This is a genomic window from Stenotrophomonas sp. LGBM10 (genome assembly GCF_046736075.1).
GTDB lineage: Bacteria > Pseudomonadota > Gammaproteobacteria > Xanthomonadales > Xanthomonadaceae > Stenotrophomonas.
In genome coordinates, this window is the sequence record NZ_CP177163.1 from 904102 (window position 1) to 925642 (window position 21541).

The window sequence follows — 21541 nt, forward strand, 5'->3', positions numbered from 1 at the left end:
GGCAGGCTCCCCGCCTGCCAGGGCAGCCTCAATAGAATACGTCAATCATTACCGGCAACGGTCATCCGTCCGACCAGGATGGACCCCACGTGGACGTGGGAGCGGCGGTCGATATCGGTACCCACCGCTTCGATGCTGGCGAACATGTCCTTGAGGTTGCCGGCGATGGTGATCCCGTCCACCGGATAGGTGATTTCGCCGTTCTCCACCCGGAACCCGCCGGCCCCGCGCGAGTAGTCGCCGGTGACGCCGTTGACACCCTGCCCCATCAGTTCGGTGACCAGCAGGCCGTCGCCCATCTGCCGCGCGATGGCGGTCAGGTCGCCCGCATTGGCGGTGACCTTCAGGTTGTGCACGCCGCCCGCATTGGCCGTGGTCGGCAGGCCCAGCTTGCGCGCCGAGTAGCTGCCCAGCACGTAGCGCTGCAGGACCCCGTCGCTGACCAGCGCCGAGTCGCGGGTGGCCACGCCATCGCCATCGAAGGCCGACGAGCGCAGCCCGCGGCGCAGCAGCGGCAGTTCGTCGATGCCGAACCAGTCGGGGAACAGGCGGGTGCCGACGCTGTCGAGCAGGAAGCTGGCACGGCGGTACAGCGCCCCGCCGGACACCGCGCCGAGCAGGTGGCCGATCAGCGAGCGCGCCACTTCCGGGGCATACAGCACCGGCATCTGTGCGGTGGCCATCGAGCGCGGCTGCAGCCGGGCCACGGTGCGCTGCGCGGCCTGGCGGCCGATGGCGGCCGCCGATTCGAGGTCTTCGCGGGCCAGCGCGCTGCTGTACCAGCCATCGCGCTGCATGCCGTCGCCCTGCCCCGCGATCAGCGCGCAGCCGATCGAATGGTGGCTGCTGCGCTCGCGGCCGATGAACCCGTGCGAATTGGCGTACACCGACAGACTGGTCGCGGTGGCCGCCGAGGCGCCATCGGAATTGCTGATGCGGGAATCGGCCTCGCGCCCGGCCGCTTCACAGGCCAGGGCCAGGTCCAGCGCCTCGTCGGCGCCCAGCGCCCACGGGTGCCAGCCATCCAGGTCGGGGAACGTGCGGGCCATCAGGGCGGCGTCGGCCAGGCCGGCCGCGGCGTCATCTTCGGTATGCCGGGCGATGGCGCAGGCCTGGGCCACCGTGGACTCCAGGCTGGCGTCCTGCAGGTCGGCGGTGCTGGCGCTGCCCTTGCGCTGACCGAAGTAGACGGTCACCGCGATGCCCCGGTCGCGGGTGGATTCCACGGTTTCCACCTCGCCCAGGCGCACATTCACGTCCAGCCCGCGCTCCTCGCTGCAGCTGACCTCGGCCTGGCTGGCACCCAGGGCCTTGGCCCGCTCCAGCAGGCGCTGGGAGATGTCGGCCAGCTGCTCCAGGCGCTGCAGGCTGTCGTCGGCCGGGGAGACTTCAGGGGAGATCACGTTCAATGCTTTATCCTGTACGGGTGAGTGCCCGGCGCAACGCGGGGCACAGTTCTGGATGTGGAAATAAGACGATGCGCGGACGCGACGAAGAAACCGGTGAATTCCTTGACATCAGCCGTAGCCAGAATCGCCGGGCTGCGCTGGATGTGCTGGCCCTGGGCGAGAAGCTGGTGTCGCTGACCCCGGCCCAGCTGGCCCGCCTGCCGGTGCCCGAAGACCTGCTGCCGCATATCGCCGAGGCCAAGCGCATCACCGCGCATATCGCCCACAAGCGCCAGCTGGCGTTTCTGGCCAAGCACATGCGCCGCGAGGACGACGCGGTGCTGGATGCGATCCGCGACGCGCTGGATGCCAACAGCGACACCTCGCGCCGTGAAGTGGCCACCATGCACCGTGTCGAGGACTGGCGCGAACGCCTGATGAAGGACGGCGACAAAGCGCTGGGCCTGCTGCTGGCCGAATACCCGCAGGCCGACCGCCAGCAGCTGCGCACGCTGGTGCGCAATGCCCAGGCCGACCGCGCCAAGAACAAGCCGCCGCGCGCCTACCGCGAGATCTACCAGGTGCTGCGCGGCCTGATGCTGCCCGCCGCGCTCGGCCTGGAAGGCGTGAACGCGACGGACGCCGAGGCGGATGCGGATGTCGACGACCACGGCGACGAGCACGCCGACGACTGAGTCCACGCGCCCACACCGCGGCGCCAGCATGCTGCTGGCCCGCGCGTGGTGCGGCGACAGGAGCGGGTGCATCGCGCGGCTCAGGCCTGGGTGCCGCCCACGGTGATGCCGTCGATGAGCAGCGACGGCTGGCCAACGCCGACCGGCACGCTCTGGCCATCCTTGCCGCAGATGCCCACGCCCTCGTCGAGGGCCAGATCGTTGCCGATCATGCGCACCTTCTGCATCGTCTCCGGGCCATTGCCGATCAGCGTCGCGCCCTTCACCGGCGCGGTGATCCGCCCGTCTTCGATCAGGTAGGCCTCGGTCGCCGAGAACACGTACTTGCCGCTGGTGATGTCGACCTGGCCGCCGCCGAAGTTGACCGCGTACAGGCCCTTCTTCACCGACCGGATCATTTCCTCCGGATCGTGCTGGCCGGCGCGCATGTAGGTGTTGGTCATGCGCGGCATGGTCATGTGCGCGAACGATTCACGACGGCCGTTGCCGGTCGGCGCCACACCCATCAGGCGGGCATTGAGCGAATCCTGCATGTAACCGACCAGGATGCCGTCCTCGATCAGCGTGGTGCACTGGGTCGGATGGCCCTCGTCATCGATGTTCAGCGACCCACGGCGCCCGTCCAGGGTGCCGTCGTCCACGATGGTCACGCCCGGCGCGGCCACGCGCTCGCCCACGCGGCCGGCGTAGACGCTGGTGCCCTTGCGGTTGAAATCGCCCTCCAGGCCGTGGCCGACCGCCTCGTGCAGCAGCACGCCGGGCCAGCCCGGGCCGAGCACCACGGTCATCACCCCGGCCGGGGCCGGGATCGCCTCCAGGTTGACCAGCGCCTGGCGCAGCGCTTCGCGGGCGAAGGCTTCCGGGCGCCCATCGGCGAACAGCTCGGCGTAACTGTAGCGGCCACCGCCACCGGCATAGCCGGATTCGCGGCGGCCGTGCTGTTCCACGATCACCTGCACGTTCAGGCGCACCAGCGGCCGGATATCGGCGGCCAGCACGCCATCGCTGCGCGCGATCAGCACCGTATCCACGCCACCGGACAGGCTGACCATCACCTGCTGCACGCGCGGGTCCGCGGCGCGCAGGTACTGGTCCAGGCGCTTGAGCATCTCGACCTTGGCCTCGTTGCCCATGCCGTCGATCGGGTCCAGCGCCGGGTACAGCGCGCGGCCGGTGCCACGCACCAGCGAACGCGCCGACTGCGCCCCGCCCTCGCGGGAAATGGCACGTGCGGACTGCGCCGCCGCCAGCAGCGCATCGCGGTGGATGTCGTCGGAGTACGCGAAGCCGGTCTTCTCGCCGGCGATGGCGCGTACGCCAACGCCCTGCTCGATGGAATGCGCGCCATCCTTCACGATGCCGTCCTCCACGCTCCAGCTTTCGCGCCGGGCGTGCTGGAAGTACAGGTCGCCAAAGTCGATCCCCGGCCCCAGCAGGGTGCCAAAGGTGCGTTCCAGGCCGTTGGCATCCAGCCCGGCGGGCAGGAGCAGGCGGTCGTGGGCCAGCGAGAGTGCGTTGTCGGTCATGTCATCTATCTGAGGGCGCCGGTCGCCATCGCAACCCGGGCGCGGGAAAAGGGTCAGCGCGGGGTCGGGCGGGCGGGAGCCGGGGCCGGCCGGGGCGCATCGTCGCGGTCGATCACCTCGACCTTGGGTTCGGCCCAGGGGCCAGTGACACGATAGGTCTTGGCGCCGATTTCGCCCAGCGGCTTGGACAGCACCGCGTTGGCGGCGGCACCCACCGCGGCACCGACCGGTCCACCGGCCACCGCGCCCACCACGGTCAGCAGGTTGCCGGCGCGCGGGTTCACGTCGATGGTCTGGTCGAACTGCTGGCGACGCAGGTCGGTCTGGCCGCGGATGCTGATATTGGCCGCCGGGCCTTCGATCAGAACCTTGTCGGTGGTCGCCATGCCGCCGGCGAACGCCAGGGTGCCCTCGACCTGGTTGAAGGCGAACCCCTTGGAGAAGAAATCGCGGAAATCGAACATCAGCCGGCGCGGCAGCTGGGTCACGCTGAGCAGGCCCAGCACGCGCCCGGCGCCGGGCTCCAGCTCCAGCAACTGGCCATTGCGCGCATGCACGTCCAGGCGCCCTTCCAGCGCGCCGAGCTGGAAGTCCGACGGACCGCCCTGCCAGCCTGCCTGCAGCTGCAACTGGCCCTGCCCGCCGCGCAGCTGGCCGCCGTAATCCAGGTTCTGCATCAGCCCGCCCAGGTCGTCGCTCTTCACGTCCACCGTGAGCTGGGTGTGGGCGGCCTCGCCCATACCCATCCAGCGCCCACTGACGTCGATGGCCTGCTTGGGCGAACGGAACTGCAGCTGGTCCACGCTCAGGCCATTGGCCATCGGGCGGGTGCGCAGCACCGCCTTGCCCAGCGTGGCCTTGCCGAACTGCAGGTCGTCGATATCCAGCGACAACGGGGGAATCTTCGACGGATCGGTATCGTTGGCGCTGGCCTGTACGCGCGCCGCCAGCAGGGCGTCGCTGGGCAGCACGATCGGCGCGCCGTCGCCCGGCGCCTTGACCGGCGTCGGCAGCGATTGCCAGTGCACGCGGCTGAGCTTGCCGACGATGGTGCCGCCATCGGCATTGGGCACGTCCAGGCTGCCGGCCAGCGAGGGGCCATCCAGGCGGACATCCACGCTGTTGCCGGTGGGGCGCAGCTGCAGGCGCGTCTGCTGGAACACGCCACCGGCCAGCAGCAGCTGGCCGACCTGCACATCCACGTGCCGCAGCGGCATCGGGTCCTTGCCGTCATCGCCGCCCGGGGAGCGCGCCAGGCCGATCCATTCCAGTGCATCCAGCGACCCGCTGCGGCCGTTGACCACCAGGCCGCTGGCAGGCGGTTCGCGGTCGACCTGGCCGCTGCCGAGGGTGACCTGCACCCCGGTCTGGTTGTTGTGCATGCGCGCGGCCAGGGCCAGGCGTTGGCCGAAGGCCACGTCCACCCGGCCGCTGCCCATCGGCAGCTGTGCCGCCACCGCGGTGGCCAGCGGTACGTCGGCCGGCTTGTCCAGCGGCGCGGGCAGGTCCAGCCGCGTGCCGACCAGGTCCGAATGCAGGCGCAGCTCGGTCGGCGCGGGGTTTTTGCTGCCGGCAGCGACCTTGGGCAAGGTCACCCCGATGGTCCAGCGCGAGGTACCGTGGATGTACGGCTTGAGCCAGTTCAGTTCCGGCGCGCGGTCGAGCAGGCCGCCGGCATCGAGCGAGGCGGTCAGTTCCGATTCGAAGGCCTTCTGCGGGTCCTGCACGAACTCGCCGGCACGCAGGCTCAGCACCCCGTCCTGGCCGAGGTGGCGCACCGACAGTTTGTCGGCGTCGAACCCGCCACGCCCGTACCGGGCCTGCCCGCGCATGGCATCGAAGGCAAGCTCGAAACGCTTGTCGGCCAGACTGGCGCCGTCCAGGTCGACGGTGCCCTGCAGATGCCCGCCGGGTTCGTCGTGGTGCAGCGGCTGCAGCAGGTCGAAGGTCACCGCAGCCGGCCCCTTCGCGGTGAGATTGTCCAGGGTGTCGCCGTAGGTGGCCTGCAGCGGGCTGCGCCGCAGCATCGTCAACAGCGCGCCGGCATCGCTGCGGGTGGTCGCCTTCACGTACAGGTCGGTCTGGCCGAAATCGGCAATGCCCGCGTCGAAGCGGTTCACGGCCACGCCGGCCAGATCGCCGCTGCCATGCAGTTCGAAGCCGGGCCCGATGAAGGCGATGTTGGCATTGACCTTGTCCATCGTCGGCCAGTCGTGCTGGAAGCGGATGCTGCCGTTGTCGATGTGGCCGGTTGCTTCAAAGCGCCCGTTGTTGCGGTCGAACGGCCAGTCCTCCAGATCGCCGGTGACCAGCCCCACGCCGCCGCGCACCTGCCCGGACACCAGCGCGGCGTCGAGCCAGTCGGTGGCGCCCTTGCTCATCTTGGAGTGGATCCAGAAGCGCTTGGCCGTGGTCATCGGCACGTCGTCGATCTTCGCCGCCAGCGCCAGCCAGGGGCGCGTTCCGTTGCCCTGGAACCACACCGCGCCGCGCACGTCGGCGGCGTAGTCGGTGCCCTGCACGCGCAGTGCCGGGGTGCCGATCCGCCAGCCGCCGGCTTCGTCGCGCCAGCCGATCACACGGCCGGCCAGACGCACGTCGTGGCGTTGGCCGAACCCGGTCGGCCAGTCGAAATGCATCACCCGCGACGGCACCAGGTCCAGCGCGAACCCGTCGGCGTCGCCGGTGAAGCGGCCACCCACGCCACTCAGGCCCGGCGAATGGCCGGCCGCGGCGAAGCGGATCTCATCCAGTTCGCCGTCGATCGACAGCGGCCCGCCCTGCTCGCCGGCCACGCGCACCCGGCTCATCCGCACCTGCGGTGCGGCGGCATGCAGCCAGCCGCGCAGGCCCGGATCGATGCGGTCGGTCAGCGCCAGGCCGCGCAGCAGCGCGGTGGCATCCAGGTTGTCGCCGGACAGCGCGACGTGCTGCCCACCGGCGATCAGCAGGCCGTCCAGCTGCTGGGTGCCGCCTTCCATGCCGATCCGCAGCCGCGGCGCATCCGCGCGCCAGCCGCCCTTCACCCAGCGCCAGCGGGCGCGCAGCTGCAGGGTATCCAGGGCCAGCTGCGGGCGGGTGCCATCGGCCATCGGCGCGCCGCGCAGGCGCACCCCCTGCAGATCGGCATCGGAGGTGACCATCACCACTTTGTTGTCGCGCAGGTCCACCCAGGCATTGAACTCCCCGGTGCCCTGCTGCAGCGATACGCCGCCCGCCTTGAGCAGGCCGGACCACGCGCGGAAGTCGGCCGGGTCGGCCGCCAGCCAGGCCTGGCCGTTGCCGTGGTTGCGGTCGAAATCCAGCACCGCGGTCAGCGGCTGCGCGGCCGGGTCGGCCCAGGCGCGCGCGCCCACGCGCAGGTGCTGGCCGTTGACGCGCAGGCGCAGGTCAATGCGCGGCAGTGCGGCCTGCACGCCGATCGACGGTGCATCCACGCTCAGGCGGCCACCGATCACCTGCAGTTCGCCCAGCCGGCGCAGCGTTTCCAGCGGATCGCCGCTCCCCGATTGGGGCAGGCCGCGCACCGACCAGCGGCCATCCGCTGCGCGCTGCAGCACCAGCGCCACGCCGCGCAGGCGCAGTTCGGTCAACGAGTGGCCGGGCAGCAGGCCCGCATACATCGACACCAGCACTTCGGCCTCGCCGATGCGCAGCCCGTCGCCCGCCCCGATGCGCAGCCCCTTGAGCTGCAGCAGCGGGCCACGCCGGGTCCAGGCGGTGTCCAGCCCATCGAACCGCACCGGCTGGCCGGCGCGTGCGCTCAGCCACGCCGCCACCTTGTCCGGGTGGCGTTCGGCCAGGGGCAGCAGCTGGCTGACGGTGCCCACCAGCAACGCCACGCAGACCAATACGATCGCCAGTGCATACACAGCATGGCGGCGAATCCTTCGCAGTCGCAGTCGAAGCGGCGTGCTCATCGCAACGCGTGGACACCTGCGCCGCACGGCGCAGGCGCAGGACGGTCAGAGCAGCACGACATCGAACTGCTCCTGCAGGTACTGCTCGTCCGCCTGGAAGCGGATCGACTTGCCCAGGAATTCCTCCAGCTCGGCCACCGCCGAGGATTCCTCGTCGGTGATGCGCGCCACGACCTTGGTCGAGGCGATCACCAGCAGGCGCGCGGCATCGAACTGGCGCACCGCGCGGGTGATCTCACGGAAGATCTCGTAGGTGACCGTTTCGGCGGTCTTGATCGAGCCGCGGCCGCTGCATTCCGGGCAGGGCTCGGACAACTGCCGCTCCAGACTCTCCACGGTGCGCTTGCGGGTCATCTCCACCAGGCCCAGCGGCGAGAACTCGTACACGGTGGTCTTGGCATGGTCGCGGGCCAGCGCCTTCTCCAGGGTGCGCAGCACCTGGCGGCGGTGCTCGGCATCGTCCATGTCGATGAAGTCGATGATGATGATGCCGCCCAGGTTGCGCAGCCGCAGTTGGCGCGCCACGGCCTGTGCCGCCTCAAGGTTGGTGCGGAACACCGTCTCCTCGAGGTTGCGCTGGCCCAGGAACGAACCGGTGTTCACATCGATGGTGGTCATCGCCTCGGTCTGGTCGATCACCAGGTAGCCGCCCGACTTGAGCGGCACCTGCTTGTCCAGCGCGCGGCCGATCTCGTCCTCGACCCCGAACATGTCGAAGATCGGCCGGTCGCCGCTGTACAGCTCCAGCTTCTCGGCCAGCACCGGCATGTACTTGGCCACGAAGGCCTGCAGCTGGGCGAAGGTTTCCTTGGAGTCCACCTTGACCTTGTCCACGTCCTTGCGGATCAGGTCGCGCACCGAGCGCAGCGGCAGGCTCAGGTCTTCGTAGATCACGCTGCAGGGCGCGGCGTCGCGGCCGCGCCGCTCGACCACGTTCCACACGCGCGACAGGTAGGCCACATCCTCGGCGATGGCCTCGGCCGGCTGGCCTTCGGCATTGGTGCGCACGATGTAGCCGTAGCCGCCGTGCTGGGCCGACAGCTCGGTCACCAGGCTCTTCAGGCGGGCCCGTTCGGCCTCGTCCTCGATCCGTGCCGAGACCCCGACCACCTTGGACTGCGGCAGCAGCACCATGTAGCGCGAGGGAATGCTGATCTGGGTGGTCAGGCGTGCACCCTTGGTGCCGATCGGGTCTTTGACCACCTGCACCACGATGTCCTGCCCGTCGCGCAGCAGCTCCACGATCGGCACCGACGACGGCGGCGGCAGCGTGGTGCCTTCGGTATCGGCACTGGCCACGGGCGCAGGCCGGATCACGTCGTTGGCGTGCAGGAACGCAGCGCGCTCCAGCCCGACCTCGACGAAGGCCGCCTGCATGCCCGGCATCACCCGCTGCACCTTGCCCTTGTAGATGTTGCCGACCACGCCCCGGCGCCAGCCGCGCTCGATGTGCAGTTCCTGCAGCATGCCGTTCTCGATGACGGCAACGCGCGTTTCGCGCGGGGTGACATTGACCAGGATTTCTTCAGACATGGACGACACCCTCCGTTGGCGTGGTGGAAGCAGCGGGCGGAACGCCAAACGCCTGCAGCAACTGCTCGGTCTGTTGCAGGGGCAATCCCATCACACCCGAATAGCTTCCCGCCAGATGGCGGATGTAACGTTCGGCGCCGCCCTGGATGGCGTAGGCGCCGGCCTTGCCCATCGGCTCGCCGCTGGCCACGTAGGCCGCGATCGCGTCGTCACCGATGTCGATGAAACTCACCTCCGAAATCACCAGGAGGCTGTCATGCCGCCCGGCCGCCGCCAGCGCCACCGCCGTCATCACCTGGTGGGTGCGTCCGGACAGGGCGCGCAGCATCGCGCGCGCATCGGCGGCATCGGCTGGCTTGCCGAAGACGCGGCCATCGAGTACCACCTCGGTGTCCGAGCCCAGCACGACCGCCTGCGCGTCGCCGGCGACCAGCGCCAGGCCCGCGCGCGCCTTGTCGGCGGCCACGCGCTGCACGTAGTCGCTGGCCGATTCGGTGGAACCGCGGATTTCAGGCACCTCCAGGTCCAGCGCACGGAAGGGCCGGTCCAGGCGCGCGAGCAGCTGGTTGCGTCGGGGAGATCGGGAGGCAAGATAAAACATCGCGGAAGCATAACCTGTGGCTACTGTCTGAATCGCGAGCAACCGCGTCGAAACGTGATCGACCCCGGGAAAGCTCACGACACGTTCATCGCCCCGACACCAACCTCAACGCCTTCACAAGGAGATGTACATGCGCCGCCATTCGTTGTCCCCCCTGCTGCTTGCCCTGTCCCTTGCCCTGGGAACCTCGATGACCGCACACGCCCAGTCCCAGCCCGCCGTCGCCGTTGCGGCCGACAGCACCCTGCTCAACATCTCGGCCAACGCCGAGGCCCGGCGCGTGCCCGACGTGGCCACGCTGTCGGCCGGCGTGGTCACCCAGGCCGTCGATGGCAACACGGCCATGCGCCAGAATGCCGAGCAGATGGTCAAGGTGCTGGCCGCGATCAAGGCCGCCGGCATTGCCGAGCGCGACGTGCAGACCAGCGGCGTCAACCTCAGCCCGCAGTACCGCTACGCGGACAATGAAGCACCGAAGATCACCGGCTACCAGGCCAGCAACACGGTCAGCCTGAAGGTCCGCGACATCGCCAAGCTCGGCAAGGTGCTCGATGCGCTGGCTGCCCAGGGCGCCAACCAGATCAATGGCCCGCAGTTCGAGATCGACCAGCCCGAGCCGGTGTACGACGAGGCCCGTCTGGCGGCGCTGAAGAAGGCCCAGGCCCGCGCCGAGACGTATGCCAAGTCGCTCGGCCTGCGCGTGCGCCGCATTGTCAGCATCTCCGAAAGCGGTGGCGGCAACTTCCGCCCAGTGATGATGCGTGCCGCCGCGGCGCCGATGGCCGCAGACGTGTCCACGCCGGTCTCGCCGGGCGAATCGACCGTTTCGGTCAACCTGGACGTGGTCTTCGACCTGGGCCGCTGAGCCCGACGCCAGGCTGTTGCCACGACGGCGCCGCAAGGCGCCGTCGTGCTGTCCGGCGCCGGTTCCTGAGCGCCAGTGAAACGCCCCCCTGACGCATGGCTTCCGGCCCATGCCGCGCTCCGGTATTGCTGTCATTGCGCGGCCCCGTCGCAACCCCGCAGGCCGCGCTGGCACGTTGATGTTCCCGCACATCTGGCAAGGAGAGTGGAGCATGGTCCGTACGCAGCCCCCCGTGATGCCCCTGCAACTCGATGTTTCCCGCGTGCTCGGTTGGAGCACGGCGCTGGCACTGCACGTGCTGGCGTTGATGCTGTTGTTGATCCCGGCCGCCTATGTGGCCGCACCGGCCCAGCGCGATCGCCTGACCGTTCGCTGGATGACCCCCACCCCCACCCCGCCGTTGCCCCCGCCGGAGATCGTGAAGGTCGATCCGAGGCCGCCGGCCCCCGCCCCGGCGGTCCCGACGCAGCGGGTCACGCCGCCGCAGGCCCCGCCGACCGCCAGCGCCGATGATCGCCTGGCCGTGCCGCCGCTGCCGGCCAGCGAGCCGGCCCTGCCCTCGCTGGAACCGGCCACCGCCGTCAGCGGCGGCCCGCCGGCGCTGGGTGTCCAGCTGCAGTACCGCAGCGCGCCGCCGCCGGCCTACCCCATCCAGGCCATCCGCGACGGTCAGCAGGGCACCGTGCTGCTGCGGGTCCGGGTGGGCACCGACGGCCGCCCCAGCGAGGTGACGATCGAGCGCAGCAGCGGCTCGCGCACGCTGGACAGCGCCGCCCGCCAGCAGGTACTGCGCCACTGGCGCTTCGTGCCGGCCATGCGTGATGGCCAGGCCGTGGTGGCAGACGGCCTGGTGCCGGTGGACTTCTCACTGCCCCGCTGAGCCCGCACGGCGGGGCGCCTGGACGGCGCCCCGCCCGGCCGCCGACGGACGGCGGAGCGGATTAAGCAATTTTTCACACTTACGTCACCTGCTGGAAACCTAGATTGGCGCCGTCGGCCGCCGTTCCGGTGCCGATCTTTCGCCATCGTAGGTTTTCCAGTCAGGAGAGAAGCTGTGAAACACCCGATCCAACGGCTCAACAGCAGCCGCCGCAACACTCTGGCCCATTCCATTTCCACCTCCCTGACCAGCAGCATGCTGTTGCTGGTCGGCGCCCTGGCCAGCTCTTCTGCCTTCGCCCAGGAGCAGGCCACCAACCTGGACCGGATCACGGTCACAGGTTCCAACATTCCGCGCACCAACACCGAGACCCCGTCCCCGGTGCAGGTGGTGACCCGCCAGGAAATCGACCGCACCGGCAAGACCACGGTGGCCGAATACCTGCAGACGCTCACCGCCGACGGCGCCGGCTCGATCCCCAAGACCTTCGGCAACGGCTTTGCCGGCGGCGGCGCCGGCATCTCGCTGCGCGGCCTGGGCGCCGGCTCCACGCTGGTGCTGTTGAACGGCCGTCGCATGGCCACCTATGGCCTGGCCGATGACGGCCAGAAGGTCTTCACCGACCTGAGCACCATCCCGCTGGACGCGGTGGAGCGCATCGAAGTCCTCAAGGACGGCGCCTCGGCCATCTACGGTTCGGACGCCATCGCCGGCGTGGTCAACATCATCCTGCGCAGCGACTTCAACGGCGCGATCCTGCGCGCGTCCTACGGCCTGTCCGGCGACAGCGACGGCGACGCCAAGAAGGCCACCCTGACCGCCGGTACCGGCGACCTGGCGACCGACGGCTGGAATGCGTTCTTCAGCCTGGACGTGGGCAAGACCGACGCGATCAAGATCAGCGACCGCAAGGACCGCAAGTGGATCGGCACCGGCGACATCCGTCGTTGGGGCTACGATGCCGGCGATGCGCAGTTCCTCGGCGGCGCCTACCTGAGCGGCGGCACCGCCGGCGGCACCGGCCCGAACGGCTCGGTGTTCGACAGCACCGGCCACCTGGTTGCCCTGCCCGGCTGCGCCGGCCTGACCACCATTCCCGGCCAGACCGATGCCACCGCCCAGGCCCAGGGCTGCCTGTGGGATCCGGCGCAGCAGTACCGCGACCTGACCCCGGAAGAGAAGTACGTCAACGTGTTCGGCCGTGCCAGCTTCGCCTTCGGCGAGGGCGGCGAGGTCTACACCGAGATCGGCTACTCGAAGAAGGAAACCGTGTTCTCCAACACGCCGTCGGGCGTGTCCGGCGGCTGGGGCTATCCCGGTGGTCCGGTCAATGCCAACAGCGGCCCGGGCGCCACCGTGCTCGGCCCGACCCATCCGGACAACCCGATCCCGGGCCAGGCCTCGCGCCTGCGTTACTCGGCGTGGGACGTGGGTCCGCGCGTGACCGACAACACCAACGAGTTCAACCGCTTCCTGGTTGGCGTCAAGGGCAACTGGGGCGAGTGGAGCTATGACACCGCCTACCTGCATTCGGGTACCGACCTGACCAACAAGCGCACCGGCTTCCTGCGTTACAGCGCGGTCCGCTGTGCCCTGGGCGACCCGAACTGCGCCGGCGGCGTGTGGCGCATCGGCGACAACGCCGGGCAGAACTCGCAGGCCCTGTACGACTTCATCTCCCCGACCATCAGCGCCCGCGCCAAGTCCAGCCTGGACATGTTCGACTTCACCGTGTCGCGCAGCCTGATGGACCTCAAGGGCGGCCCGCTCGGCCTGGCGCTGGGTACCGAATGGCGTCGTACCAGCAACAGCCTGACCCCGCAGACCTACACCGACGTGGGCGACATCATCGGCCTGGGCTACTCGGCCTATGACGGCACCCAGAACGTGTACGCCGGCTACGTCGAACTGTCCGCCCCGGTCCTGGAGCAGTTGGAACTGTCCGGCGCCGTCCGCTACGACAAGTACGAAAGCGGCGAAGGCAAGGCAACGCCCAAGCTCGGCGTGAAGTGGACCCCGGTCGACTGGGTCGCGCTGCGTGCCAGCTACGCCGAAGGCTTCCGCGCGCCGAACCCGGCTGAAAACGGCGACGGTGGCCTGGCCGCCTTCTCCAACGCCCGCGATCCGGCCCGTTGCGCCGCCAGCGGCAACGATCCGGCCGAGTGCGGTGCCCGTCAGGTCGCGATCATCACCCGTCCCAACCCGGGCCTGAAGCCGGAAGAGTCCAAGAGCTACTCGGTGGGCATCGTGCTGCAGCCGACCTCCACCACCTCGCTGACCGTCGATGCGTGGGAAATCAAGCGCACCAACGAAATCGCCCAGGGCAGCACCGCCGACGCCATCGCCGCCGGCAACGTCCTGCGCGACAGCAACAACCTCAACGGGGTGCCGAACACCGGTACGATCCTGGCCGTCAACACCGCCTACGTGAACGCCAACTCGTCGCGCGTGCGTGGTATCGACACGGACATCCGCCAGACCTTCGATCTCGGCCCGGGCCAGCTTGAGCTGGATATGCAGTGGAGCCACGTGCTCAAGTTCGAGCGCACCGAAGGCGACACCACGGTGGATTACGTGGGTACCCACGGCAACTGCGACGTGACCAACTGCATCGGCACGCCGCAGGACCGCATCAACTTCGGCACCACCTGGAAGCAGGGCAACTGGAGCGTGAGCGGCGTCGCCAACTACATCTCCAGCCTGGACAACAAGGACGCCCGCGGCGGTTCGTACTTGGCCTTCTATGAAGACGGCACGCCGGTCGAGAAGATCTCCTCGTTCACCACCTTCGACCTGTCCGGTCGCTGGAACGTGACCGAAGCGTTCGAACTCAACGCCTCGGTGCAGAACGTGTTCGACAAGATCGCTCCGCTGGATCCGAGCACCTACGGTGCGGTCAACTACAACCCGCTGCACTTCAGCGGCGCGATCGGCCGTTACTTCACCGTCGGCGCCAAGTACACCTTCAACTGATCCACCACACGTGGGGAGCGAAAAGCCCGGGCATTGCCCGGGCTTTTTGTTGGCGGCCACCACGATCATTGCCGCGCGACGCGCCGTAGAGCCGGGTTCTACCCGGCTATGCCCACCTCGATCATTGCCGCGCGACGCCCCGTAGAGCCGGGTTCTACCCGGCTATGCCCACCTCGATCATTGCCGCGCTACGCGCGGCCAGCCGACCAACGGTCGGCTCTACCCGGCGCTATGCCGGCCTTGATCATTGCCGCGCGACGCCCCGTAGAGCCGGGTTCTACCCGGCTATGCCCACCGATCATTGCCGCGCTACGCGCGGCCAGCCGACCAACGGTCGGCTCTACCGGTGCAATGCCACCTCGATCATTGCCGCGCCACGCCCCGTAGAGCCGGGTTCTACCCGGCTATGCCCGCCGATCATTGCCGCGCTACGCGCGGCCAGCCGACCAACGGTCGGCTCTACCCGGCGCTATGCCCACCTCCATCATTGCCGCGCGACGCCCCGTAGAGCCGGGTTCTACCCGGCTGCTCTAGGCGCTATCCCCACCTCGATCATTGCCGCGCTGCGCGCGGCCAGCCGACCAACGGTCGGCTCTACCCGGCGCAATGCCCACCTCGATCATTGCCGCGCTGCGCGCGGCCAGCCGACCAACGGTCGGCTCTACCCGGCGCTATGCCCACCTCGATCATTGCCGCGATGCGCAAAAAAAAAGCCTCGCATCGCTGCGAGGCTTTTCAAAACTTGGCGCCCGAAGTTGGACTCGAACCAACGACCCCCTGATTAACAGTCAAGTGCTCTAACCGGCTGAGCTATTCGGGCGGGGTGCGCATTGTAACCAGTTTTTCGCAGGATGTAACCCGTTTTTCCTCAATTCGTTCACACGCGATGTCAGGCGCGATGTCACGCGCGATGATACGGATGGTTGGCCAGCATCGCCGCTGCGCGGTACAGCTGCTCGGCCACCACCAGACGCACCAGCATGTGGGGCAGCGTCAGCGGTCCGATCGACCATTTTTCATCGGCCAGCGCGGATACCTCCGGCGAATGGCCTTCCGGCCCGCCGATCAGGAAGGCCATGTCACGGCCCTGCCCGCGCCAATGCTCCAGCCGCTGCGCCAGCTGCTCGGAGCTGAGCTGGCGCCCGGGAACGTCCAGCGCCACCACATACGCATTCTTCGGCAGCGCCGCGATCACCCGCCTGCCCTCGTCCTCCGTCGCGCGACGCGCATCCCGGCCCTTGCCGCGCAGCCCCGGCTCGATCTCCACCAGCTCGAACGGCAACCAGTGCGACAGCCGCTTCTGATATTCGGCAAAGCCCTGCGCGACCCAGGCGGGCGCGCGTTCTCCGGTGGCGATCAACCTGGCTTTCATCTCACTGCTCCTGCTGGCGGCAGGCCTGCCGCGCAAACGACAACGGCGCCCTCGGCGCCGTTGTCCCGATCCACACCTGCGGCATCAGCGCGCGGCGTAGTCGTCTTCTTCGTCCGCGTCGTCGAGCAGGCTCGGCGGCTGGTCGCCGACCGTCCACAGGCGCTCCAACGCGTAGAACTCACGCACGCGCGGCAGCATCACGTGGACGATCACGTCGCCCAGGTCCACCAGCACCCACTCCGCTTCGCGCTCGCCTTCCACGCCGAGCGGCATCACGCCCAGCTGCTTGGCGAACTTCACCACCTCATCGGCGATCGACTTCACGTGGCGGCTGGAGGTACCCGAGGCTATCACCATGTAATCGGCGACGCTGGACTTGCCGATCACGTCGATCTCGACGAGATCCTTGGCCTTCAGTTCTTCGGTGGCCTTGCGCACGCACTCCAGCAACTGATCGTTGGACGGTGCGGGGCTGGGCAGTTGGACCTTGATGGTCTGGGGCTGGGCTTGGTTGCTCAAAGCGGGGAGACTCGATAAATGTGATGCCGATTATACGGGGCGACGGGCGCCCGCGTATTCACGCGGGGGATGCGCCGTACAGGCCCCGGTCGGCGATGTAGCCCGCCACGGTCGGCGGTAGCAGCGCCCGCCAGGGGCCACCGGCCTGGATCTGCTCGCGTACGCGGGTGGCCGACTCGGGCCGCAGCGGGGCGTCCAGCCGCAGCACGCGGCCGCCCGGGGTCTCCAGCAGGTCCTGCTCGCGCCGGGTCCAACGGCCCTGCAATGCCTGCGCCAGGGCGGGCGGCAAAGCCTGGTCCAGGGCGCTGCCCTGGCGATCGGCCACGATGAAATGGGCCAGCCCGAACAGGGCCTCCCACTCGTGCCACTGCGGCAAGCCCAACAGGCTGTCGGCGCCGACCAGCCATGCCAGCGGCCGTTGCGGCCCCAGTGCCTCGCGCAGTTCGCGCAGCGTGTCCACGGTGTAGGACGGCACGCCGGGCAGGCGCTCGGCGCGCTCCAGTTCCTGGCGGTCCAGCAGCAATCCCGGCTCGCCGTCGATGGCCAGGGTGAGCATCGTGGCGCGATCGGCGGCCAACGCGCCCGGTGCCGCACGGTGCGGCGGATCGGCCGCCGGCAGCAGGCGTACCGCCACCTGCAGCTGGTCGCGCGCCGCACGCGCGATGGCCAGGTGGCCAAGGTGCACCGGGTCGAAGGTGCCGCCGTAATAGATGCGCAGCGGCATCGGTCAGGCGCGCGCCAGCAGGCGTACGGCGCGGGCCTCGGCCACGGCGAGCAGCAGCCGCTCCAGCGCCAGCCAGGCATCACCGTCGGCGCGCCCCTTGGCGATGCGGTCCACCAGCCCCGCCTCGGCAACGAAACGCTCCCAGCGCTTGGGTTCGGGATGGCGCTGCAGCGCGCGCTTGAACGGTGCCTGGCGCGACTCCCAGATGCCGCGGCTCTTCATTTCCGCAGCCAGGTTGCCACCCCGGGCCTGTACCCGTGCCAGCCCGGCCGTGGCCAGCAGTTCACGGATCACGATGGGCGTCAGGGCCGCCACTGCCTCGCCCTCGCCGCGCAGGCCGGCCAGCATGCGCAGCACCGCGGGCGGCTGGCCGGAGAACGTCGCCTCCACCAGCCGGAACACGTCGTAGCGGGCGGCATCGGCCACCAGCGACTCCATCGTTTCCACGTCCAGGGTCTGGCCCTTGGCCAGCAGCGCGAGCTTGTCGATCTCCTGCGCGGCGGCCAGCAGATTGCCTTCCACCCGCTCGGCCAGCCGCTGCACCGCCGGCGGATCGGCACGCAGGCCGTGCTGGCGCAGGCGGCGCTCGATCCAGTCGGGCAGTTCATGCGGCTTGATCGCCCAGGCCACCGACAGCACGCCGACGCGGCCCACCGCCTCGGCCCACTTGCCCTGGTGGGCCTTGCTCCATTCGTTGCAGGTGATCAGCAGGATCACGTCCGGCGCCGGGTTGGCACAGAACTGGCTGATCACCTCCGCGCCCTCCTTGCCCGGCTTGCCGCTCGGCAGGCGCAGCTCGACCAGGCGACGGGCACTGAACAGGCTCGGCGCGTTGAACGTCGCGTCGAGCTGGTTCCAGTCGAAATCACGGCCGTCGGCATCGAACACCTCGCGCTCGCTGATGCCGTCCTGGCGCGCGCGGGCGCGCAAGGCATCGGCGGCTTCCAGCACGCGCAGCGTTTCCGGGCCGGCGATCAGGTACACCGGCAGCAGGGCCTGGCTGGCCGGCTGGCTGGCGAGCTGTTCGGGGCGCAGTTCCATACCGGCGGCCGGTCCGTGCGGACCGGTCAGTTGCCCTGCGGCGGTTCGACCGGCTGGGCCGGTGCCACCGCCGGTTCGCCCGGCTTGGCCGGCAGGCGGCCGTGTTCCATTTCGGCGCGCACCACGCTGTCGATGCGGCGCAGGATCGAGGCGGACATCTCGCGGCGCAGTTCGTCGGCCAGGATCTCGCGCTCGGTGGTGGTACCGGTGGCGTCGGTGGGCGGGGAAACGTAGTCGCGCGACAGTTCGATCACCTGCTGCGGCACCAGCACGCTGCCGTCTTCGCGGCGGAACACGAAAATCACCGCGTAACGCAGGCTGTATTCCTGGGCACGGCCCTGCGCATCGATGGCGATGGGCAGGTCACCCCAACGTTCGGACACCACCTGCAGCTGTGCCACCGGCACGCCGTCGGTGCTGTCATCGACGCTGTCGGCATCGGCGATCACCGCGCCGGAGGCCTGCAGCCCGCGACGAAGCAGTTTGACCAGCTCGCTGTACGGCGCGGTGGAGACCACCTTCACCGCCGCCGCATCGGCCGGCAGCATCAGCTTGTTGCGCAGATGGAAGCCACAGCCGGCAAGGGTGGTGGTCAGAACGAGGGCAAGCAGGAATCGGGTCATGGGCACAGTCTGGGGGAGCCGGGCGGGCGCGGCAACAGGCACTGAAGATGCCCGATGCCGCGTGAACGTAGCACGTAGAGCGGGGCTCTGCCCCGCGTCAGGGCAGCCGGGCAGCACCCGGCTCTACCGGGGTCAGGCGGCCACGATGTTCACGATCTTGCCGGGCACGATGATGATCTTGCGCACGGTCAGGCCGTCGAGGAACTTGGCTGCGTTCGGCTCGGCCAGACCCAGCGCTTCGATCTGGTCGCGCGCTGCATCGGCGGCCACCTCGATGGTGCCGCGCAGCTTGCCGTTGACCTGCACCGCCAACGTCACCGCATCGCGCACCAGCGCACCGGCATCGACCTGCGGGAACGCCTGGTCTTCCAGCAGCGTCTCGGCGTTGCCCAGCACCTGCCACAGCGCATGGCTGGCATGCGGGGTGATCGGGTTGAGCAGCAGCACGGCAGCCTGCAGCGCTTCCTGGCGGACCGCACGGCCCTGGTCGGAAACGTCATCGAACTTCGCCAGCGCGTTCATCAGTTCCATCACCGCGGCGATCGCGGTATTGAAGCTGTGGCGGCGGCCGTAGTCGTCGCCGACCTTGCCGATGGTTTCATGGGTCTTGCGACGCAGCGCCTTCTGCCCGGCGTCCAGCGCGGTCACGTCCAGCGCCGGCGCCTGGCCTTCGGCGGCGTGCTTCTGCACCTGTGCCCACAGGCGGCGCAGGAAGCGGGCCATGCCATCCACGCCGGCTTCGTTCCACTCCAGCGACTGTTCCGGCGGCGCGGCGAACATCGAGAACAGGCGCACGGTGTCGGCGCCGTACTTGCCGACCATCGCCTGCGGGTCCACGCCGTTGTTCTTGGACTTGGACATCTTCTCGGTGCCGCCGATCTCCACCGGCAGCCCGTCGGCGATCAGCGTCGCGCCGGTGATGCGGCCGCGCTCGTCGCGCTGCACGTTCACGTCGGCCGGATTGATCCAGTCCTTTTCCTTCGGATTCTCCGCGTTCCAGCGGTAGTAGGACTCGGCGATCACCATGCCCTGGCACAGCAGGTTCTGCGCCGGCTCGTTGCTGTCCACCATGCGCGCATCGCGCAGCAGCTTGTGGAAGAAACGGAAGTACATCAGGTGCAGGATCGCGTGTTCGATGCCACCGATGTACTGGTCCACCGGCAGCCAGTAGTTGCCGCGCTTGTCCACTGCGTCGCGGGCACCCGGCGAGGTGTAGCGGGCGTAGTACCAGCTCGACTCCATGAAGGTGTCGAAGGTGTCGGTCTCGCGCTCGGCCGCGCCGCCGCAATCCGGGCAGGTGGTCTTGCGCCATTCCGGATCCGCCTTGATCGGCGAACCGGTGCCGACGAAGTTGACGTCTTCGGGCAGCACGACCGGCAACTGTTCTTCCGGCACCGGCAGCGCACCGCACTTGGGGCAGTAGATCACCGGGATCGGGCAACCCCAATAGCGCTGGCGGCTCACGCCCCAGTCGCGCAGGCGGTAGTTCACGCGGCGCTGGCCCTGGGCCTTGCGCTCGAACCGTTCGGCCAGCGCCTCGAAGGCACCCTGGAAGTCCAGGCCGTCGAATTCGTCGGAGTTGACCAGTTCGGTCTCGCGGGTCTTGTCGCCGTACCAGTCCTGCCAACGCGTCGCGTCGTAGGCGCCCTCGTCCTTGCGCGGCGACTTCAGCGCGATGACCTGGCGGATCGGCAGGCTGTACTTGTTGGCGAATTCGTTGTCGCGCTGGTCGTGGCCCGGTACGGCCATGACCGCGCCGGTGCCGTAGCCCATCAGCACGAAGTTGGCGACCCACACCGGCACCTGGGCGCCAGTGACCGGATGCACGGCGCGCAGGCCGGTATCCATGCCACGCTTTTCCTGGGTCTCCAATTCGGCCTCGGACACGCCGCCCTGCTTCATTTCAGCCAGCAGCGCGGCCAGTGCCGGATTCGACTTCGCCGCGTGCTGGGCCAGCGGATGTTCGCCGGCGATCGACACGAAGGTCACGCCCATCACGGTGTCCGGGCGGGTGGTGAACACACGCAGCGGATCCAACGCGCTGCCGTCCACGTCGCGCACGTCGAACTGGATCTCCAGCCCTTCGGAGCGGCCGATCCAGTTGCGCTGCATGGTCTTGACCGACTCGGGCCAGCCCGGCAGTTCGTCCAGGCCGTCCAGCAGTTCCTGGGCGTAATCGGTGATGCGCAGGAACCACTGCGGAATCTCGCGCTTCTCCACCAGGGCACCGGAGCGCCAGCCACGACCGTCGATGACCTGCTCGTTGGCCAGCACGGTCTGGTCGATCGGGTCCCAGTTCACCACCGCGTTGCGGCGGTAGGCCAGGCCCTTGCGCATCAGCCGGGTGAACATGCGCTGCTCGTGCACGTAGTACTCGGGCGTGCAGGTGGCGAACTCGCGCGACCAGTCGATCGCATAGCCCAGCGACTTGAGCTGGCTGCGCATGTGGCCGATGTTGGCGTAGGTCCACTTGGCCGGCGCCGTCTTGTTCTTGATCGCCGCGTTCTCGGCCGGCAGGCCGAACGCATCCCAGCCCATCGGCTGCAGCACGTTGTGGCCGGTCATCCGCTTGTAGCGGCTGATCACGTCACCGATGGTGTAGTTGCGCACGTGGCCCATGTGCAGCGCACCGGACGGGTACGGCAGCATCGACAGACAGTAGAACTTCGGCTTGTCCGAAGACTCGTTGACCTCGAAGGCATGGGTGGCGTCCCAGAATTTCTGGGCGACGGATTCAACCTGCTGCGGGTCGTAGACGTTGGGTTCGACGCTGGTCATGGAAACACGGATGCGGCGGCAAAGCGGCACAGGGTACCGCAGTGCGGCAAAGGGCTCCAATCGGCGCGATCACCTGCCCCCGCCCAAAAGGTCATCTCGTTGA

Annotated in this window: 15 protein-coding genes and 1 tRNA gene; 4 read left to right on the forward strand and 12 right to left on the reverse strand. The window is 69.0% G+C overall.

What is annotated here, in order from left to right:
• Positions 1-41 precede the first annotated feature (41 nt).
• Positions 42-1409 (reverse strand): metalloprotease PmbA, encoded by a 1368-nt coding sequence (gene pmbA, locus ACLB90_RS03840; RefSeq protein WP_411851689.1) that lies wholly within the window; start codon positions 1407-1409, stop codon positions 42-44.
• Between the two features lie 68 nt (positions 1410-1477).
• Between pmbA and yjgA the strand changes: the two genes are divergently transcribed.
• Positions 1478-2083, forward strand: a complete 606-nt coding sequence (yjgA, locus tag ACLB90_RS03845; protein WP_411851690.1) for a ribosome biogenesis factor YjgA — start codon at positions 1478-1480, stop codon at positions 2081-2083.
• Positions 2084-2163: 80 nt separating this feature from the next.
• Here yjgA and tldD read toward each other — a convergent pair whose 3' ends face one another.
• From tldD to ACLB90_RS03865, 4 genes are read right to left on the reverse strand one after another with little or no spacing between them, the layout of a single operon-like run.
• Positions 2164-3609 carry a metalloprotease TldD gene (gene tldD, locus ACLB90_RS03850; RefSeq protein WP_411851691.1) on the reverse strand — a complete coding sequence of 482 codons (1446 nt, stop codon included), beginning with the start codon at positions 3607-3609 and terminating at the stop codon, positions 2164-2166.
• Between the two features lie 53 nt (positions 3610-3662).
• Positions 3663-7529: a YhdP family protein gene (locus ACLB90_RS03855; protein ID WP_411851692.1), complete on the reverse strand. Its 3867-nt coding sequence runs from the start codon at positions 7527-7529 to the stop codon at positions 3663-3665.
• 45 nt (positions 7530-7574) lie between these two features.
• On the reverse strand, positions 7575-9062 hold the full coding sequence (gene rng, locus ACLB90_RS03860) for a ribonuclease G (protein WP_136003158.1): 1488 nt from the start codon (positions 9060-9062) through the stop codon (positions 7575-7577).
• The gene (locus tag ACLB90_RS03865) at positions 9055-9663 is read right to left on the reverse strand and encodes a Maf family nucleotide pyrophosphatase (RefSeq protein ID WP_411851693.1); all 609 of its coding nucleotides are present in this window, start codon (positions 9661-9663) and stop codon (positions 9055-9057) included. Before ACLB90_RS03865 ends, rng begins: the two co-directional genes overlap by 8 nt.
• A 130-nt stretch (positions 9664-9793) precedes the next feature.
• On the opposite strand from ACLB90_RS03865, the gene ACLB90_RS03870 reads away from it, so the two are divergent.
• The 3 genes from ACLB90_RS03870 (at position 9794) to ACLB90_RS03880 (ending at position 14381) form a co-directional block, all read left to right on the forward strand.
• Complete coding sequence (locus ACLB90_RS03870; RefSeq protein ID WP_411851694.1) at positions 9794-10528, forward strand: SIMPL domain-containing protein; 735 nt, start codon at positions 9794-9796, stop codon at positions 10526-10528.
• 211 nt (positions 10529-10739) lie between these two features.
• A complete protein-coding gene (locus ACLB90_RS03875; protein WP_411851695.1) occupies positions 10740-11408 on the forward strand; it encodes an energy transducer TonB in 669 nt (222 codons plus the stop codon).
• A 174-nt stretch (positions 11409-11582) separates the two neighbouring features.
• Positions 11583-14381: a TonB-dependent receptor gene (locus tag ACLB90_RS03880; RefSeq protein ID WP_411851696.1), complete on the forward strand. Its 2799-nt coding sequence runs from the start codon at positions 11583-11585 to the stop codon at positions 14379-14381.
• Positions 14382-15124: 743 nt separating this feature from the next.
• Here ACLB90_RS03880 and ACLB90_RS03885 read toward each other — a convergent pair.
• The 7 genes from ACLB90_RS03885 to leuS form a co-directional block, all read right to left on the reverse strand.
• Positions 15125-15201 (reverse strand) — tRNA-Asn (locus ACLB90_RS03885).
• Between the two features lie 81 nt (positions 15202-15282).
• Positions 15283-15753: a 23S rRNA (pseudouridine(1915)-N(3))-methyltransferase RlmH gene (gene rlmH, locus ACLB90_RS03890; RefSeq protein ID WP_411851697.1), complete on the reverse strand. Its 471-nt coding sequence runs from the start codon at positions 15751-15753 to the stop codon at positions 15283-15285.
• An 84-nt stretch (positions 15754-15837) separates the two neighbouring features.
• A complete protein-coding gene (rsfS, locus tag ACLB90_RS03895) occupies positions 15838-16272 on the reverse strand; it encodes a ribosome silencing factor (protein WP_411851698.1) in 435 nt (144 codons plus the stop codon).
• Positions 16273-16330: 58 nt separating this feature from the next.
• Positions 16331-16996: a nicotinate-nucleotide adenylyltransferase gene (gene nadD, locus ACLB90_RS03900; RefSeq protein ID WP_411851699.1), complete on the reverse strand. Its 666-nt coding sequence runs from the start codon at positions 16994-16996 to the stop codon at positions 16331-16333.
• 3 nt (positions 16997-16999) lie between these two features.
• On the reverse strand, positions 17000-18037 hold the full coding sequence (gene holA, locus ACLB90_RS03905) for a DNA polymerase III subunit delta (protein WP_411851700.1): 1038 nt from the start codon (positions 18035-18037) through the stop codon (positions 17000-17002).
• 26 nt (positions 18038-18063) lie between these two features.
• Positions 18064-18660, reverse strand: coding sequence for an LPS assembly lipoprotein LptE (gene lptE, locus ACLB90_RS03910; protein ID WP_411851701.1), 597 nt, complete (start codon positions 18658-18660; stop codon positions 18064-18066).
• Positions 18661-18792: 132 nt separating this feature from the next.
• Entirely contained in the window at positions 18793-21438 is a 2646-nt protein-coding gene (gene leuS / locus ACLB90_RS03915) for a leucine--tRNA ligase (protein ID WP_411851702.1), read from the reverse strand.
• Positions 21439-21541 lie beyond the last annotated feature (103 nt).